The organism is Flavobacterium xizangense, assembly GCF_054075145.1.
Genome location: NZ_JBSIPG010000004.1, coordinates 149,099 through 168,642, shown reverse-complemented (window position 1 = coordinate 168,642; position 19,544 = coordinate 149,099). Strand labels below are relative to the sequence as shown.

Here is a 19,544-nt window from a genome sequence, read left to right as displayed (position 1 = left end):
AATAATTTACAAACCTATTAAAATACCAGAAAAATGGCAGAATCAAAACAACAACAGACCGCATTAGGCGATGTTGCAGCAAGACAGCTCGCAATTGCAACACGTACCGTACCCCAAATTGGCACAACTTCTCCGCGCTGGCTGACACATCTTTTGCATTGGACGCCGGTAGAATCGGGTGTGTTTCGTTTGAACAAAGTTAAAAATGCAAACCACATTGAAGTCGATTGTTCTGCACGCGACGAAAGAGTTTTACCAAACACTTTTGTTGATTATGTTGAAAATCCAAGAGAATATAATCTTGCTGCCGTTCAAACAATCGTAGAAGTTCATACGCGTGTTTCTGACTTATACAGCAAACCGTATAACCAGATTTCAGAACAGCTTCGTTTGGCAATAGAAACCATTAAAGAACGTCAGGAAAGCGAATTAATCAATAATAAAGATTATGGATTATTAAGCAATGTGGCGCCTTCGCAAATTATAAAAACACGTACTGGCGCTCCAACTCCAGATGATTTAGACGAATTACTGACTAAAGTTTGGAAAGAACCTGGTTTCTTTTTACTGCATCCGTTGGCAATTGCTGCTTTTGGACGCGAATGTACTCGTAGAGGCGTCCCGCCGCCGACAATCTCTTTATTTGGATCTCAGTTTTTAACTTGGAGAGGAATTCCGCTTATTCCATCGGATAAACTGCCAATCGAAAAAGGGAAATCAAAAATCATTTTATTGCGTACTGGTGAAAGCCGTCAAGGGGTAATTGGATTGATTCAGCCGGGATTACAAGGTGAGCAGTCTCCTGGATTATCAGTTCGTTTTATGGGAATAAATGAAAAAGCGATTGCTTCATATTTAGTTTCGCTTTATTGTTCTTTAGCTATTTTGGTTGATGATGCCATCGCTGTTTTAGAAGATGTCGAAATAGGAAAGTATCATGAGTACAAATACTAACCCAGACGGATTGCCAAACATTGACGATTTGCAGTTTCTTGCAAACGAACTGTTCAGCGCGCTGCCCAATGAATTTCCGAAAGAAATTTCATTAAGTCCAGACAAAGCTGAGCATCCTCGTGCGACAAAGATTGCAGAAACACTTTTGCATGCGGGCGGTGCCAATATTTTAACGCCGTTTCCTGCGCAAAGTCCGTTAAATGTTAATTTGGCTCCACCTTCGTTCAGCGGTTTTGGAGGCTCTCCAACAAGTGCTTCTCAAAGCTCAAGTGCTGCAGCTTTATACCCAAACGCTGGTGCTGGTTATGATCCTAAATATGGTATTCCTTCATCGGGAGTTCCAGAAGACAATGCATTAAACATCAATAATCCGCAAACAGGTTTTTATGATATTAATTTAAAAAACAGTGGAGCGCCACAGCTTAATGAAGAATCACTTTTTTCATCGCTGTATTTAAATGATCAATATTTGCCTTTTCAAAGTGAAAATTCATCTTTTGAAAATGAGTTAAAAGCAGCCTTAGAAACTGTTGATACTTTTTTCAGAAAGCGAAATGATTTTCCGTCAAGCGGAAATGATCTACAAAACTCGTATTATTTTTTAGATCAGAATGCGTTTGCTTTTGATCCTAAAAATACAAATGCGATTGTTGGAAGTTCTTTTGGAACAAATCCATTAAGCGGCAGTACAGCTTCAGCTTTTAATGCCGAATTGATCAAAAAAGATTTTCCAATTCTGAGTGAAACTGTAAATGGAAAACCTTTAGTGTGGTTTGATAATGCCGCAACGACTCAGAAACCAAAATCAGTTATTGATCGCATTGCGTATTTCTACGAGCATGAAAATTCGAACATTCACCGTGCGGCACATGAATTGGCAGCACGAGCATCTGACGCTTATGAAGCTGCTCGTGAAAAAGTAAAAACGTTTTTAAATGCGTCTTCTGTAAACGAAATTGTATTTGTACGCGGCGCAACTGAAGCAATAAATTTGGTAGCTTCAACTTGGGGCGATCAAAATTTAAATTCTGGAGATGAAATTATTGTAAGCAATTTGGAGCATCATGCTAATATAGTTCCTTGGAAAAGATTAGCCGATAAAAAAGGGTTAAAACTTCGGGTAATTCCTGTTGATGATGATGGTCAGATTTTACTTGATGAATATGCAAAACTGCTGAATTCAAAAACTCGTTTAGTTGCTTTTACACAAGTTTCAAATGCGTTAGGAACCGTAACTCCTGCCAAAAAAATAACCGAAATGGCGCATGCAGCAGGTGCAAAAGTCTTAATTGACGGAGCACAATCTGTTTCGCACATGAAGGTGGATGTTCAGGATTTAAATCCGGATTGGCTGGTTTTTTCTGGACATAAATTATTTGGTCCAACAGGCATTGGAGCCTTATACGGCAAAGAAGATTTATTGAACGAAATGCAACCGTATCAATCTGGTGGAAATATGATTCAGGATGTAACTTTTGAGGAAATAAAATACCACAAAGCACCCAATCGTTTCGAAGCCGGAACCGGAAATATCGCTGATGCAATTGGTCTTGGCGCCGCAATCGATTATGTAACGAAACTCGGAATTGAACAAATTGGCCAGTATGAGCATTATTTATTAGAATATGCAACAAGGCTTCTTAAAGAAATCCCGGGCGTACGTTTAATTGGAACTGCAAAAGACAAAGCAAGTGTATTATCTTTTAATTTACAAGGATATACAAATGATCAAGTTGGTCAGGCATTAAACAAAGAAGGTGTTGCAGTTCGAACCGGGCATCATTGTGCGCAACCCATTTTGAGAAGAATGGGAGTTGAAACCACAGTTCGTCCTTCATTGGCATTTTATAACACTACACAAGACGTTGATACCTTTATCAAAACTTTGTGGGAACTTAAAAAAGCTAAATTTTAAAAAACAGAGATTAAATGCTCAAAAAAATAATTACTTTTTTTGATATTTTAAGTAATTATACCCAAAAGCGATTGTTTTCCTGAACAGTCGCTTTTTTATTAACAAATTAATCAAATTCTTTTACAAACACCTAGAACAACTAGCACTTTCTTTGTTTTTATGTTAATTCTTAACATATAAAACTTTAAACAAAACCGATTCATTAAATATTAATCATATTACCACTTAAATTTTTACAAAATAAAAGTATTTGGACGTTCATTGTTACAAATATTACAAAAATGAAGTTATATGTTATTTTTAATGTTAAAAAGAGGCTTAAACTTAACATAAATTTAAGATATTTGAAAGAACTAATTTAAACACAATAAAAAATGAAAATTAATTTTAAACATTTTTTGTGGCTATTGCTCGTTTTAAACGTACAAATAGCTGTGGCTCAAGGAGGGGCAATTTCTGGTACAGTTACTGATAATAAAGGTGTTCCTATTCCAGGGGTAAATATTGTCCTCAAAGGAACAAGTGTCAGTACACAAACTGATTTTGATGGAAATTTCAAAATTAAGGCCAATACTGGCGATATTTTAGTAGCTAGTTATATTAGTTTTGCGACCGTTGAAGTAAAAGCTTCTAATTCAATGACAATTAAAATGGTTGAAACTCAAAATGAGCTTGAAGCCGTTCTTGTTGTCGGTTACGGTACACAATCAAAAAAGAATTTAACCGATAATATTGCTCGTGTAACTGCAAAAGATATTCAGCAAGTACCTGTTGCTAACGTACAAAATGCCTTAGTTGGTAAATTAGCCGGAGTACAAATTACACAGACAAATGGTAAAGTCGAAGGAGGAATGAATATTAGAGTTCGTGGAGCTGCGAGTATAAGCGCCAGTACACAGCCTTTGTATGTTTTAGATGGTATTCCGCTTATCACAGATGACGAATCTAGTAACGGAGCACCTACAAATCCGCTGTTAACCTTAGCCCCTAACGAAATAGAATCAATTGATGTATTAAAAGATGCTTCTTCTTCGGCTATTTATGGAGCTCGTGGAGCCAATGGAGTTGTAATCATTACAACCAAAAAAGGTAAAGAAGGTAAAGGAAATTTCTCTTTAAACTTCTCTCAGGGTATCAGTGAAGCCACTCACACTAAAAAATTTCTGAATGCAAAACAATATGTAGAATTGCTACAGGAAGCTGGGCGAAATGTTGATGATTTAGAATCTGTAGAAGATGAATTGGAATATTTATCTCAGGGAACAGATTGGAGAAACGGCGAAATTGACACAAATTGGCAAGATATTGCTTTAAAAACTGGTTATACAACCGATGCCGATTTTTCTGTTTCTGGGGGTGATGACAAAACAAAATATTTCTTTTCTGGAGCTTATAACAATACAATTGGTATTGTTGACAGCAATAGCTTAGAAAGAATTACAGCGCGATCAAACGTATCTCATAAAATTACAGATCGATTTACAGCTGGAATGAATATCGGTTTTTCACGATCCGTTATTGACAGGGTTCAGGATGACAACTCCTTCTCTACACCTATGCAATCTGTAGCTCAGGCTCCGATTTCACAAGCGAGATTGGAAGATGGAACTCCTAATCCAAACACAGAGTATGTCAATTATTTATTAGCAAAAGACAATACTTCCTGGAAAACTATTATGAGAAGAGTTACAGGAAAAATATTCGGTGAATTAAAACTGGTAAAAGGGTTGAAATTCAATTCTGATTTTGCTTATGATTTATTGACTCAGACCGAAGATTATTGGCAAGGTAAAAATGCTCCTTTTATGGCCACTGACGGAGCTGTTTTTGCAACCTCTGTGAATACTGAAAGCTATATTTTCAGTAATTACTTTACATACGATCTAACTTTTGCTGAAAATCATACTATTAATGCTGTTGCTGGTATGGAATTCAATAAATACAACAGAAGATATCAAGATGTAAACAGTATTTATTTCCCAAATGATGATTTTCATACGGTTGATGGCGGTGCGGAAGTAAATGAAGGACATGGCTCTGAAACTGATTATGTCTTTGTTTCTCAATTCGGCCGATTCAACTATAGTTTCAAAAACAAATACCTTTTCAAAGCAAGTATCCGTCGTGATGGATCATCTCGATTTGGAAAAAATGAACGTTTTGCAGTTTTTCCAGCGTTTTCAGCCGGATGGGTTATCTCGCAAGAAGAATTCTTAAAAGACAATACTGTTTTAAGCTATTTAAAATTAAAAGCAAGCTGGGGTAAGGTAGGAAATGCTGAAGTTGGAAACTTTGCGTCACGTCAATTATACAGACCTAGTTCCTATAACTTAAAATCAGGATTAACTTTCAGCCAAGCCGGAAATGATAATCTTACTTGGGAAAAATCATCTCAAACTGATGTTGGTGTTGAAGTTGGATTCCTTAATAAAATCAATTTAGAAGTCGATTATTATGACAAACGTACTGACGGCCTTCTTTTTGAAAAACCTCTGGCTCCAAGCTCTGGCGCGACATCAATCAATACAAACATTGGAGAAATAAAAAGCAGTGGATTTGAATTTACTTTGAATACAAAAAATGTAGAAACAGAAAAATTCAAATGGACTACAAGTTTCAACCTTACAACAAACGAATCAAAAGTAAAATCATTGCCTAATAATAATACTGATGTTGTCACAAATTATAACATCAACCGTGTGGGAGAAAATATTTCATCATTTTATTTAGTTGAATACGCTGGTGTTGACCCTGCAAATGGTGATGCTCTTTTTGTAAAAAACACAGTAAATGCCGATGGAAGTCTTGACAAAAGTACCACTAACGACTATAGTGAAGCTAAAAGAATTGTGGCCGGAAATCCTTTCCCAACTTTAATGTCTGGATTGACTAATACAATGAATTATAAAAATTTTGATTTTAACTTTACATTTCAAGGCGAATGGGGCGCGAGTATTTATAACTCGGCAGGAATATATATGTCGACAGCAGCAGATTATTTTGACAACCAAACCGCAGATCAGTTAAATCGTTGGCAAAATCCAGGCGATATTACAAATGTGCCTCAAGCACGTTTTGGAGGTTCAAATGGAACACAGGAATCTACACGTTATTTAGACAAAGCCGATTTTATTCGTTTACGTAACGTTACATTAGGTTATTCTTTACCTAAAGAAACCGTAAATAAAGCAGGAATGAGCAGCTTAAGGATTTATTTTACAGCTGTAAACTTGCTCACTTTTACAAATTATGAAGGAACGGATCCTGAAGCAAGGAGAGATGACTCAGGAGTTGGAGAAGATTTTTACTCAGCACCACCTGCAAGAACTATGGCAATAGGAGTAAATATTAATTTTTAAAAAGAACAAAATGAAAGCAAATAAATTAATCTTACTTATAATTTTCGCAGTCTTTTTTACGAGTTGTGAAGATCAGCTAAATTTAGATCCAAAACAGTCTGAAGATGCATCAGTGACTTTAAGTACTGAAAGCGGTGTCACAAATGTCCTTACTGGTACATATTCACTTGCAGCAAACGGAAATGCTTATGGCGGCCGTGTCTTACTTTACGCAGATTTACTTGGTGTGACAGGTTCGCTAAGCACAACCGATTTAAGATGGCGTGGAAGTTTTGGTGAACTTCGACAAATGTACCTGAAGACAATGCTTGCTGACAACGTAATTATTGAAGGTACTTATTCCAGACTTTACTCAATGATCAATGCCGCTAATACTGTTATTGAAAATATTGACAAAGTAAAAGATCCGGACAGACGAGCGGTTATGATTGGCGAAGCTAACTTTTTAAGATCATTAGCTTACTTTGATTTGGTGCGCTTTTTTGCAAAACCTTATGTTGCCGGACAAGCTAATACTCAATTAGGAGTTGTAATCAGACCTAATGCAATTTACGATTTCAGTGTAGATCTTTCAAAAGAGAGAAGCACTGTAGATGAAGTTTACAAAGTGATCATTGACGGATTAAATTTGGCTTACACCAATCTTCCAGCCGAAAATAGTTTTTATGCTGATAAATATTCTGCCAAAGCTTTATTAGCCAGAGTTTATTTGCAGCAGCAAAACTATGCTGCAGCGAGAGATGCCGCAAATGATGTAATCGAAAACAGCGGACACGAATTATCTCTAAAATATGCAGATGCCTTTAATCATGATACAGATAAAACGGAAGATGTTTTTGCTATTCAAATTACAAAACAAACCGGCGTAAATGACGCAGTAACTTTTTATGCTTCTGAAGGAAATGGAGGACGCGGTGGTGATTTTTCTATTCGAAATGCTTATTTAAACAAATTCAGCGATCCTGATGACAGAGCTGTATTTAATTATGTAAATGAAGACAACGGAAGGCTTTTAACATCTAAATTTACAGATCAATTTGGTGATCTTCCAATAATTCGTTTAGCCGAAATGTATTTAATTAGAGCCGAAAGTAATTTACGTACCGGAACTTCGGTAGGAAACACACCCTTGGACGATATTAATATTATTCGTTCAAGAGCAAACGCCGATGAATTGACTACTGTAACTGTTGATGATATTTTATTAGAACGTCAATTAGAATTAGGAATGGAAGGTTTTTTAATTCACGATATCCGTAGAACAAAACAATCAATTGATATCAGTACAGATGGTGACGGTTCCGAAGTTCTTCCTTATGATTCAAACAGATTGGTCTTCCCTATTCCATTAAAAGAAATGGATACCAACAAAAAAATCACTCAAAATCCAGGCTACGGAAGCTAAGTTAGGTTCAAAGTGACAAAATAACAAAGGTCCAAAGTTTTATAAATAACTATAAAACTTTGGACCTTTAAATTATATAATAAAAACCTTTGAGCCTTTGTAACTCTGACCCTTTGTCCCTAAAGTTTATCTGAACTCATTCAAAGATTTCTCAATAATTTCAAGACATTCCTGAATTTGAGTTTCGGTCATCACTAATGGCGGAGCCAATCTGATTTTGTTTCCGTGAGTAGGTTTTGCTAATAAACCGTTGTCTCTGAATTTAAGACAAATTTCCCAAGCCAAGTCAGAATCTTCAGTACTATTGATTACAATTGCATTCAAAAGTCCTTTTCCGCGAACCAGTGTAATCAAATGATTTCTCTCGGCGATTTCATTTAATCCTTTTCTCAAAATACTACCAAGACGTTCTGCATTTTCAGCTAGTTTTTCATCTTTTATCACCTCCAATGCTGCAATCGCAACCGCCGCCGCAACAGGATTTCCACCAAAAGTAGATCCATGCTGACCTGGTTTAATCACATTCATGATTTCGTTATTTGCTAAAACAGCCGAAACAGGATAAACACCTCCCGAAATTGCTTTTCCTAAAATCAAAATATCAGGTTGCACATTTTCGTGGTGAACTGCCAATAATTTTCCTGTACGCGCAATTCCTGTCTGAACTTCGTCGGCAATAAATAAGACATTATGTTTTTCGCATAACGCTTTTGCTTTCGCTAAATATCCTTCTGACGGAACGTAAACTCCTGCTTCACCCTGAATTGGTTCAACTAAAAATCCTGCAATATTTTTTGATGATTCTAATGCTTTTTCAAGAGCTTCAAGATTATCATATTCAATTTTTATAAATCCATCTGTGAATGGTCCGAAGTTTTTACGAGCCGATTCATCATTAGAAAATGAAATAATCGTAGTTGTTCTTCCATGAAAATTGTTTTCGCATACTATTACCTGCGCCTGATTTTCAGGAATTCCTTTTACCTCATAAGCCCATTTTCTACATATTTTAAGTGCTGTCTCTACGGCTTCAGCACCAGTATTCATTGGCAAAACTTTATCAAAACCAAAATAATTGGTTATATATTCTTCATAATTTCCCAATTTGTCATTGTAAAAGGCACGAGACGTAAGCGTCAATTTTTGCGCCTGATCTACCATTGCCTGAACAATTCTAGGATGACAATGCCCTTGATTTACAGCAGAATAAGCCGATAAAAAATCAAAATATTTCTTTCCATCAACATCCCACACATATACACCTTCTCCTTTTTCTAATACCACAGGAAGCGGATGATAATTATGAGCTCCGTATTTATTCTCTTTTTCAATCAAAACTTCAGATTTTGATGAAAGTGATTTTTCAGTATGTATCATAATATGTTATTTTTTCGAATACAAAAATATCAAAAAATATTAAATACAAGGATAAAAAGAAAAAATTAAACTTAAAAGTCAGTCAATTAAGTCAAATTAATTCTAAAACTAAATTTAAAATAAAATTTAACATCAGTACTATTATGATTTTATTCCTAATTATTAAAAAAAATAGTTACTTTTATAAATCAAAAAAAAATAAAAATTTATGCAGTCTCTACGAGACAAAATGGGTTGTGCTATTTTTTTTTTAGCTACCAATATTTAATCTCTCCGAGATATTTAAATGATTAGGCATAAAAAATTTAATACTCCATTAAGAGTTAAATATTGGTAGAAAAAATTATATATAAAATAATCATGTCCGTAGGCACTATATAAAATAAAAAGAAGAATTTAAAAGAATGGATATACTAGACGAATTCGATATTAATATACTGAAAGAATTAGAAAAAGACGGAAGAATGGCTTTTTCAGCCATTGCAACTAATTTAAAAATCTCCAACACCATGGTACATCAGCGGATCAATAGAATGATTGAGCAAGGTGTTATTGGCGGAATTAAACCTATTATACAAGAAAAAAATATTGGTTACGATTGGGCTTCTTTCACGGGAATCACATTAAATAAAGATTCTGATTCTGATCGAATTATCGAAGAAATGAAAAAAATTCCCGAAATCACAGAGTGTTATTATGTTACGGGTTCTTTTACGCTTTACATCAAAATTATTGCAAAAAATCATGAGCATATGCGTAAAATTCTTTATGAAAAAATCGACAGTATTCCCGGTATTGCAAAAACTGATTCGATTATTGAATTAGGCTGTGCCTTCAAAAGAAACATCTCATTATAAACCTCTTACAACTAAAAAATGCGTTTCCGAATATTGCTTTTACTTGCTTTGTTCTATTGCAATTCTTTGCTGTTTTCACAGATTTCAGTTCCAAATCCTTCTAAAAGTGATTTTACAGGAACGCTTTCTTTTTTGGCTTCGGACTGGATGGAAGGCCGCGGTGCGACTCAAAAAGGCGGTTTTATGGCTTCAGAATATGTTGCCTCATTGATGAGTTTGTTTCAGCTTAAGCCTTACAAATCTGAAGACTATTTTCAGGATTTTAAAGTTTTAGATCATACTGTTACAAAAACGAATTTTGAATTCAAAAAAGGAAAAGAAACCGTTGTATTTTTCCCCGAAAAGGATTTTCAGATTGCACCAATTTCAACATCTTTAAGAAGAAATGCACAAGTTGTTTTTGCAGGGTATGGATTAAGTGTTCCTGACGGAAGTTATGACGATTATAAAAATCAAGATGTAAAAAATAAAATTGTTGTCGTAATAAAAGGATTTCCAAGTCATCAAGACACAACATCTACAGTTTATCAGAAATTCAAAAAATTATTTCCCGAAGAAAATAATGTAGAAGAAACAAAATTACAGACTGCCGTCAACAGAGGGGCAATTGCTTTAATTATTATTGATTCTAAAGAAAATTTCAAACCCAAAAAATCAAAAGAAAATGATGTTTTTCATTCTTTGGAAACCACATCAAATGTTTCGATACCAATTTTTAAGCTAAGTAAATTAGCAGCCGAAAAACTTTTGTCTGAAACTAAAATTTCATTCGAAACATTTGAAAAAAAAGCTCAGAAACTTCAAACTGCTTCTTCCCTATTAAAAAACACAGAAATTAATTTCTCCATTGAATTACAGACTGAAACTCTCCCCGTCCGAAATGTTTTAGGAATGATTCAAGGAAAAGATTCTACTAAAACCATTATTGTTGGTGCACATTACGATCATTTGGGCATAATAAAAGATTCGATTTATAACGGTGCCGATGATAATGCATCGGGAACATCAGGAATGCTGGCTTTAGCAAAAAAATGGTCGGAATCTAAAATAAAACCTCCTTGCAATATTCTTTTTGCTTCATGGACTGCTGAAGAAATGGGGCTTTTGGGAAGTGAATATTTTGTTGAGAATTTTGATTTCAAAAAACAGAAAATACTTTTGGCAATTAATATGGATATGATTTCCAGAAGCGCGCCCGAAGATAAATCACACCGTATTTTAAGTATTGGAACTCAAAAGGAAGATGAAAACCTACGAAAAATGTCAAACGAAATCAACTCTAAGCTTCAAAATCCGTTTAGTTTAGATCTGTGGGAAACAAACGGACATTCTGGAAGCGATTACGCATCGTTTACCGCAAAAGGAATTCCGATTATGACTTTTTTCAGCGGTTTTCACGATGATTACCATACGCCAAATGACAAACTTTCTAAAGTAGATTTTGACAAAATAAAAGATGTGCTTTTTATTGTCAATTCTTCTCTTTTAAAATTTTTAGAAAATCCGAATAATTAAATGACAAAACCATGAAAAACAAGTTTCTTTTTAAATTTTCTTTCCAAAAATCAATTTCGGCATTATTAGTATTGACAAGCTTTTTATTGCAGGCGCAAAATCCAAAAGGAAAATTATTCATAATTGGCGGAGGCGATCGTTCAGATGCTTTAATGAAACAAGTTTTGACTGTCGCTGAATTAGCGGAAAAAGATTATATTGTAGTTTTGCCAATGTCAAGTGAAGAACCGGATAGTTCATTTGTTTTCTTTAAAACTCAAATGGTGAAATTGACGCGAAACCCAATTGTGATGCTGAATTTCAACAAAGAAACGGCACAAAACAAAAAACTTACAGACTCCGTTCAAAAAGCAAAACTGATTTTCATAAGCGGCGGTGACCAAAGTCGTTTTATGGCTGTTGCTCATAATACACCTATAAAAACAGCAATTCAAAAAGCATACGAAAACGGAAGCACGATTTCGGGAACGAGTGCCGGAGCTGCCGTAATGTCTGAAAAAATGATTACTGGAAATCAAAAATTAGAAAAAGAATATTCAGGTACTTTTGATAATATTCGATATGATAATTTAGAAACTTCTGAAGGTTTGGGATTATTGAAAAGTGCCGTTATTGATCAGCATTTCTTAAAAAGAAACCGTTATAATAGATTACTTTCTGCATTGGTTGAATTTCCAGAACTAACAGGAATTGGTATCGACGAAGCAACCGCAATTATTGTTCAAAATAATCAAGTTGAAGTTGCTGGAGAAAGCGAAGTTATTGTGGTTCGCAAACCAAAAGGCATTAAAAAATCAAACAAAAACAATCTTATATCGATCGAGAATTTACAAATGAGCATTTACACTCCCGGTCAAAAATTTAATCTCAAGTAATCATGCATTTCTATTCTAAAATTATAAAATCCTTGTTTTTCATTTGTGTGAGTTTTCAAATTTCGGCACAAAAAATCAACACAAAAGAAGTTGCCCGATTGGAAAATCTTGCCAAACAAGTTACTATCATTAGAGACAATTGGGGAATTCCGCATGTTTATGGAAAAACAGATGCCGATGCCGTTTTTGGACTATTATACGCGCAATGTGAAGACGATTTCAAAAGAATTGAAATGAATTATATTGAAAAACTAGGACGCCTTTCTGAAATAAAAGGACAATCGGTTTTGTACAATGATCTAGAAATCAAACTTTTGATTGATACAGAAGAAGCTAAGACCGATTATAAAAAAGCTCCAGAATGGCTAAAAAAACTTTTGAATAGTTATGCCGATGCCATCAACTTTTATTTATACAAGCATCCAGAAGTAAAACCGGCACTTTTGACGCGTTTTGAGCCTTGGTATCCGTTGCTTTGGACTGATGGAAGTATTGGTGCAATTAGTACCGCAGACCTTTCAACAGCCGAACTTAAAGCATTTTATTCTGGAAATAATGATAAAGTGGCGTACGTAGAAAGAGAAAAATATGTCCAAACCGGCTCAAACGGATTTGCATTTGGTCCATCCAAAACCGCTGAAGGAAATGCAATTCTATACATAAATCCACATACAACTTTTTATTTCAGACCCGAGGTTCAAATTACGAGCGAAGAAGGTTTAAACGTTTACGGCGCGGTAACTTGGGGACAATTCTTTATTTATCAAGGTTTCAACGAAAACTGCGGTTGGATGCATACATCATCAAACGTTGATGTTGCAGATATGTATGCCGAAAAAATTATCGATAAAAAAGGCAAATTATTTTACGAATTTGACAATAAACTTTTGCCTGTAACGACAAAAGAAATCACGATCAATTATACTGAAAATGGAAAGTTGATTCCGAAAAAATTCAAAACCTATTTTACCAACAACGGTCCAATCATGGCCAAACGCGACGGAAAATGGATCAGCTTAAAATCAAACAACCGTTCGATGATGAGTTTGATTCAAAGCTGGGTACGAACAAAATCGACAAGTTTTGACGATTATAAAAAAGCAATGGATTTGAAAGCCAACACATCAAACAATACTGTTTATGCTGATAATAAAGGAAATATAGCGTATTGGCACGGCAATTTTATCCCGATTCGTGACAAAAATTTAAATTGGTCAAAAGTAATTGACGGTTCAACTTCAGCAACACAATGGAAAGGTTTGCATGAAGTAAACGAAACCGTTCATTTATACAATCCTGTAAATGGCTGGCTGCAAAACTGCAACTCTACTCCCTTTTCAGTGGCTGGGGAAAATAGCCCTAAAAAAGAAAATTATGTTCAATATATGGCACCGGACGGAGAAAACTTCAGAGGTATAAATGCTGTTCGAATTTTTAGCAAAGAAAATGGTTATACTTTAGACAAAGTAATTGCTGACGGTTATGATTCTAAATTATCTATTTTCGAAATATTGATTCCTCGTTTAGTGAATATTTTCGAAAAAAATATAAACGTACAATCCCCAGAATATACTGCATTAAAAGAGCCAATTTCAATACTGAAATATTGGGATTATTATGCTAAAGAAAATTCAGTTGCCACTACTCTTGCCATTGAATGGGCTTATAAATTAGACCCAATTATTTTGAAAGCTTACATTGATGAAGGAGAATTGGATCAGGTTGAAAACACTAAGGATTTTGCAAAAAAAGCGACGGCAGCACAAATGATTCCACAATTGCAGGAAGTATTGAAAGATTTAGAATTAAAATTTGGAACATGGCAGGTGGCTTGGGGCGAAATCAACCGTTTTCAGCGTTCAAGCGGTGCAATTGATTTAAAATATGACGATTCAAAACCGAGTTTGCCAATTGGCTACGGGCCAGGTTCTTGGGGAAGTTTGCCTTCTTTCAAAAGTAGTTATCAAAACAATTCTAAAAAACGTTACGGATATAATGGTAACAGTTTTATTTGTGCAGTTGAATTTGGGCCAAAAATAAAAGCAAAATCACTATTGGCCGGCGGAAATAGTGGCGACGAAAACTCAAAACATTTTACTGATCAAGCTGAAATGTATCGAAAAGGCCAATTTAAAGATGTTCTTTTCTACAAAGAAGACGTCACTAAAAATGCAGAAAAGACCTATCATCCCGGCGAATAATCTCTCAGAAGAAATCACTTTTTATAAACCTCAGAAGAACTTTCTTCTGAGGTTTTTTTATAAGAGAATATTTCTGATATTTGTTTAAAATTGTAAAATCATGAAAAATTCAGCCCTTCTTATTTTTGCTACCATTCTGTTATCTAACACTATAAGCGCACAATTAAAACCCGTAAAATATGCCGATGGAAATCAGGTATTAAATGGTTTATCTATAAAATCCGCTAAAAAAAGCGGTCAAAATCCTGGTATTTTGCTTCTGCCGGCATGGCTCGGAATTGACAATGCTTCTAAAGGAATCGCAGAAAACTTATCTAAACAAGGCTACACTGTTTTTATCGCTGATATTTATGGCGAAGGAAATTATCCAAAAAATACTTCTGAAGCAGGAAAACAAGCTGGTTACTACAAAACCAATTACGAAGCTTATCAAAAAAGAATAAACGCCGCACTACAGGAATTAATAAAATCTGGCGCAAATGCTGATAATATTGTGGTAATTGGGTATTGCTTTGGAGGAACTGGAGTTCTTGAAGCGGCACGTGGACATTTGAATGTAAAAGGAGTGGCTTCATTTCATGGCGGTTTAGGCAAAGACGCATCTAGAAAAACAGAACCAATTACAGCTAAAGTTTTGATTTGCCATGGTGCTGATGATCCTTTTGTTTCAAAAGATGAAGTTGCCGCTTTTCAGCAAGAAATGCGCGACTCAAAAGCCGACTGGCAAATGATTTATTATGCAGATTCAGTTCATTCTTTCACAAATCCGGAAGCTGGAAGCGACAATTCTAAGGGCGCTGCTTATAATCCTGTAGCTGCAAAACGATCTTTTGATCATTTATTGCTTTTTCTAAACGAAGTGCTTAAGAAGTAAAACCCAAAAACTAACCCAAAACACCAAATCAACTAAATAAACCAATGTCACACAATAAAATCAGAGAAGACAAAACCTGCCTGAACTGCAGGCATGTAGTCGAGCAAAAGTTTTGTCCAAACTGCGGGCAAGAAAACAGTGATACCCGCAAAACTTTCCATCATTTATTTGTTCATTTTTTTGAAGACTTAACGCATTATGAAAATGCATTTTGGAAAACAATCAGAAACTTGCTTTTAAAGCCGGCAACTTTAACAAAAGAATATCTTTCTGGAAAAAGATTGTCTTATCTGGCTCCGGTTCGTCTTTATATTTTCATAAGTTTTATTACCTTTTTACTGATTGCCATGTTTCCTAATAAAGTAAGTGAAGAGATAAATAAGAGCGAAAATCAATTCCTTTCGCAAACATCAAAAAAGGATAAAAAAGAGAAAAAAGTAGTTACAACTTTTAATGACAAAAGCCATTTTGAATTAAAAACGATGAAGGAAATCGATTCGGTTCAGAAATATGGAAAAGAAAATGATAAACTTTCTGATTTTGAATATTGGGTCTACGAAAAAGCCATTCATGTTACTGAAAACAATACAAAAAAAGAGATTATAGAGAAATTCATAGAATCTTTTATTCATAACATCCCTAAAATCCTCTTCATTATAATGCCATTCTTTGCCTTTTTCCTATGGATTTTTCACAGTAAGAAGAAATGGTATTATTTTGACCACGGAATTTTTACACTGCATTATTTTTCATTTTTGCTCTTAATCTTTCTGATCTTATTTATTGTCAATAAAATAACCGCATTATTTGGAGGAACTGGTATTGCAGAAGCAATAGCAGGTATTACAAATTTTGTAGGTATCATATGGATGTGCTACTATTTTTATCCGGCACATCATCGTTTTTATGGAGAAAGCCGTTTTGTATCATTTGTTAAAAGTGCATTACTATTTGTTATAAATTCTCTTTTTATTCTATTTTTACTAATATTCTATGTTTTATACATATTCATTAATTTACACTAACCCAAAATGAAAAAAATTGTACTTCTTTTATTAATTGCTTCGGCGTTTTCATGTAAAAATGCGCAGTCTGTTGCTTCAAAAGACAATTCAGACCCAACGAAATACATGAATTCGATCACAGCAAAGGACTTGAAAAAAATGCTTTATGTTGTTGCTTCTGATGAAATGGAAGGCCGTGAAACTGGTTCAAAAGGACAGAAAAAAGCCGGACTTTACATGATCGAACAATACAAAAAAAATAAAATCTCATTCCCTAAAGGAGCTACAGATTATTATCAGCATATTCCAGCATCATTTTTAAATGCAAGACGTAATGAAAATTTACCGGATTCAGAAAATATCTGGGCTTATATCGAAGGTTCTGAAAAACCAAATGAAGTTTTGGTAATTTCGGCGCATTACGATCACGTGGGAATTAAAGATGGTGAAGTTTACAACGGAGCCGATGACGATGGTTCTGGAACTGTAGCTGTAATGGAAATTGCTAAAGCATTTGCTAAAGCTAAAAAAGAAGGACACGGACCAAAACGTTCTATTTTGTTTCTTCACGTAACTGGCGAAGAACACGGTTTACACGGTTCTCGTTTTTATTCTGAAAATCCATTATTCCCAATTGCCAATACAATTACTGATATCAACATTGACATGATTGGACGTCGTGATGTTGAGCACGCAAATACAAATAATTACGTATATGTAATTGGAGCAGACAGATTATCTAGTGAATTACACAATGCAGTTGTAGCTCAAAATGACAAATACATCAAAATGAACTTGGATTTCAAATTTAACGACCCTAAAGATCCAAATCATTTTTACGAGCGTTCTGATCACTATAACTTTGCAAAACATGGTATTCCGTCAATCTTTTTCTTCAATGGAGTTCACGAAGACTACCACGGAAAAGATGATACCCCTGAAAAAATAGAATACGACGCCTTAGCAAAAAGAGCACAGCTTGCTTTTGTACTTGCGTGGGATTTAGCAAACAGAGAAAACAGACCTGTAGTTGATAAAAAATAAGGTTCTAAGGTGCTGAGGGACTAAGATTCTAAGATAAACAAAAAAAAGGGGATGAGTTTTTAAACTCATCCCCTTTTTTATATTTTAAATTAATCTCAAAGTATAAAAACCTTAGAACCTTAGTCCCTCAGCACCTTAGAACCTTTCCTTAGTCATTCATCGAAATCAGAAACTCTTCATTATTTCTTGTTTTCTTGAAACGGTCGTTTACAAAATCCATAGATTCTACTGGGTTCATATCTGATAGATATTTACGCATAATCCACATTCTTTGTAACGTTTTTTCGTCTAATAATAAATCATCACGACGTGTACTTGACGAAGTAAGATCGATTGCAGGGAAAATACGTTTGTTTGCAATTTTTCGATCCAACTGAAGTTCCATGTTTCCAGTTCCTTTAAATTCTTCAAAGATAACCTCATCCATTTTAGAACCTGTTTCAGTCAATGCTGTTGCAATAATACTTAATGAACCTCCATTTTCAACATTTCTAGCTGCTCCAAAGAAACGTTTTGGTTTTTGCAATGCATTCGCATCAACACCTCCACTTAATACTTTTCCAGAAGCTGGCTGAACTGTATTGTAAGCTCTTGCCAAACGTGTAATCGAATCTAATAAGATTACAACATCATGTCCGCATTCTACTAAACGTTTTGCTTTTTCAAGAACAATATTAGCGATTTTCACGTGTTCTTGTGGTTCTCTGTCGAAAGTTGAAGCGATAACTTCACCACGAACACTTCTTTGCATATCGGTAACCTCTTCAGGACGTTCATCAATCAAAAGAACGATTAAATAAACTTCAGGATGATTGGCAGCAATTGCATTTGCAATATCCTTTAAAAGCATTGTTTTACCCGTTTTAGGCTGTGCAACGATCATTCCACGCTGTCCTTTTCCTATTGGAGAAAACAAGTCGATAATACGAGTTGATATAGAACTGCCTTTTTCGGCTAATTTGAATTTTTCAGAAGGAAAAACAGGTGTCAAGTGTTCAAAAGATACTCTATCACGAACTACTTGTGGGTCGTGCCCATTGATTTTAAGTACACGAACTAAAGGAAAAAACTTCTCACCTTCTTTTGGAGGACGAACCACTCCTTTTACAGTATCTCCAGTTTTAAGACCAAATAATCTGATTTGTGAAGTTGATAAATAAATATCATCTGGAGAAGCTAAATAATTATAATCAGATGAACGTAAGAATCCGTAACCGTCAGGCATCATTTCAAGAACACCTTCACTTTCGATAATTCCGTCAAATTCAAAATCTGAATCTCTGAAATTATTCTTTTTATTTTTATGATTTGGGTTTTGATTTCCGTTATTCCCATTTCCATTACCGTTTCCATTTTGGTTTGGATTCTGATTCGGATTTTGGTTTTGATTAGGGTTTTGATTTTTATTTTGATTCGGATTTATCTTTTTTACCTGAGGGGCATTTTCTGTTTTCTCTGCGATTGGAGCAACACTCTCTGTACTTTCTTCAGCAATCACTTCTTTATCAGTATCTTTTATTGCCTCTTTTTCTTTTTGCTGGGCTACCTTTTTTTCGTAAGCCGATTTGTTGAACTTAACAATTTTTGGCTCTTTCTTCACTTCCACAGGGCTTTCAGTACTTTCCTGAACTTTTGGTTCAGTCTGATTCTTAGGCGCCGCTTGAATTTTTGGCTTAGCCGTTGGTGCAGCTTCCTTTTTTTCAGGAGCAGCTTCTTCGACTGTATCAAATTCTAAAACTGGTGTGTTTTTTGGTGCTGCTGTTTTTTTTACAGGAGCTATTCTTGCTCTTTTTGGTTTCTCATCTGCTATTTCCTTATCAGCCACAGCAGGAGCCGGCGGCGTAATAGTCGCTTCTTGGTGCGCTAAAATCTGAGTAATCAGAGTCTCTTTTTTAACACCATTAAACTTTATAGTTTTAGCCAACTTAGCTATTTCTTGAAGCTCAGAAAGCTTCATTTCTTTTAATGCAGAAATATCAAACATGAATGTTCTATGAATTTAATTATTTTAAAGGAAATACTGTAAAAAGTAGGTAGATAAATGATTTCAATTGCCCGCAGTATGAAGTGCTTACGGTATTATGATGCAATAATACGAATAAATTTTAATCATACAATAGTATTTATAAAAAAGAAAATATATTTTTGTAAAACAATTTCAAGT

13 protein-coding genes are annotated in these 19,544 nt (G+C 34.8%); 11 read left to right on the top strand and 2 right to left on the bottom strand.

Annotated features, from left to right (window positions below; all coding sequences use genetic code 11):
* The first annotated feature begins 33 nt into the window (after positions 1 to 33).
* From ACWA1B_RS12380 to ACWA1B_RS12365, 4 genes are all read left to right on the top strand, one after another.
* Complete coding sequence (locus tag ACWA1B_RS12380) at positions 34 to 954, top strand: family 2A encapsulin nanocompartment shell protein (protein WP_155101801.1); 921 nt, start codon at positions 34 to 36, stop codon at positions 952 to 954.
* A complete protein-coding gene (locus tag ACWA1B_RS12375) occupies positions 938 to 2,869 on the top strand; it encodes a family 2A encapsulin nanocompartment cargo protein cysteine desulfurase (RefSeq protein ID WP_456907296.1) in 1,932 nt (643 codons plus the stop codon). Before ACWA1B_RS12380 ends, ACWA1B_RS12375 begins: the two co-directional genes overlap by 17 nt.
* A 374-nt stretch (positions 2,870 to 3,243) precedes the next feature.
* On the top strand, positions 3,244 to 6,228 hold the full coding sequence (locus tag ACWA1B_RS12370; RefSeq protein WP_456907294.1) for a SusC/RagA family TonB-linked outer membrane protein: 2,985 nt from the start codon (positions 3,244 to 3,246) through the stop codon (positions 6,226 to 6,228).
* A 10-nt stretch (positions 6,229 to 6,238) separates the two neighbouring features.
* Positions 6,239 to 7,633: a RagB/SusD family nutrient uptake outer membrane protein gene (locus ACWA1B_RS12365; protein WP_456907292.1), complete on the top strand. Its 1,395-nt coding sequence runs from the start codon at positions 6,239 to 6,241 to the stop codon at positions 7,631 to 7,633.
* 126 nt (positions 7,634 to 7,759) lie between these two features.
* On the opposite strand, the gene rocD is transcribed toward ACWA1B_RS12365, so the two are convergent.
* A complete protein-coding gene (gene rocD / locus ACWA1B_RS12360) occupies positions 7,760 to 9,010 on the bottom strand; it encodes an ornithine--oxo-acid transaminase (protein WP_456907290.1) in 1,251 nt (416 codons plus the stop codon).
* 404 nt (positions 9,011 to 9,414) lie between these two features.
* Between rocD and ACWA1B_RS12355 the strand changes: the two genes are divergently transcribed.
* The 7 genes from ACWA1B_RS12355 to ACWA1B_RS12325 all read left to right on the top strand — a co-directional run bounded on the left by ACWA1B_RS12355 (position 9,415) and on the right by ACWA1B_RS12325 (position 17,380).
* The gene (locus ACWA1B_RS12355; RefSeq protein WP_456907288.1) at positions 9,415 to 9,867 is read left to right on the top strand and encodes an Lrp/AsnC family transcriptional regulator; all 453 of its coding nucleotides are present in this window, start codon (positions 9,415 to 9,417) and stop codon (positions 9,865 to 9,867) included.
* Positions 9,868 to 9,885: 18 nt separating this feature from the next.
* A complete protein-coding gene (locus ACWA1B_RS12350) occupies positions 9,886 to 11,382 on the top strand; it encodes a M20/M25/M40 family metallo-hydrolase (protein ID WP_456907286.1) in 1,497 nt (498 codons plus the stop codon).
* A gap of 11 nt (positions 11,383 to 11,393) precedes the next feature.
* A complete protein-coding gene (locus tag ACWA1B_RS12345) occupies positions 11,394 to 12,257 on the top strand; it encodes a cyanophycinase (RefSeq protein WP_456907284.1) in 864 nt (287 codons plus the stop codon).
* Positions 12,258 to 12,304: 47 nt separating this feature from the next.
* Positions 12,305 to 14,458: a penicillin acylase family protein gene (locus ACWA1B_RS12340; RefSeq protein WP_456907282.1), complete on the top strand. Its 2,154-nt coding sequence runs from the start codon at positions 12,305 to 12,307 to the stop codon at positions 14,456 to 14,458.
* 100 nt (positions 14,459 to 14,558) lie between these two features.
* Positions 14,559 to 15,332 carry a dienelactone hydrolase family protein gene (locus ACWA1B_RS12335; protein ID WP_456907280.1) on the top strand — a complete coding sequence of 258 codons (774 nt, stop codon included), beginning with the start codon at positions 14,559 to 14,561 and terminating at the stop codon, positions 15,330 to 15,332.
* A 44-nt stretch (positions 15,333 to 15,376) separates the two neighbouring features.
* On the top strand, positions 15,377 to 16,357 hold the full coding sequence (locus ACWA1B_RS12330) for a DUF3667 domain-containing protein (RefSeq protein ID WP_456907278.1): 981 nt from the start codon (positions 15,377 to 15,379) through the stop codon (positions 16,355 to 16,357).
* Between the two features lie 6 nt (positions 16,358 to 16,363).
* Positions 16,364 to 17,380, top strand: a complete 1,017-nt coding sequence (locus tag ACWA1B_RS12325; RefSeq protein WP_456907276.1) for a M28 family peptidase — start codon at positions 16,364 to 16,366, stop codon at positions 17,378 to 17,380.
* A gap of 148 nt (positions 17,381 to 17,528) precedes the next feature.
* Here the strand turns inward: ACWA1B_RS12325 and rho are convergent, their stop codons facing one another.
* A complete protein-coding gene (gene rho, locus ACWA1B_RS12320) occupies positions 17,529 to 19,364 on the bottom strand; it encodes a transcription termination factor Rho (RefSeq protein ID WP_456907274.1) in 1,836 nt (611 codons plus the stop codon).
* Positions 19,365 to 19,544 lie beyond the last annotated feature (180 nt).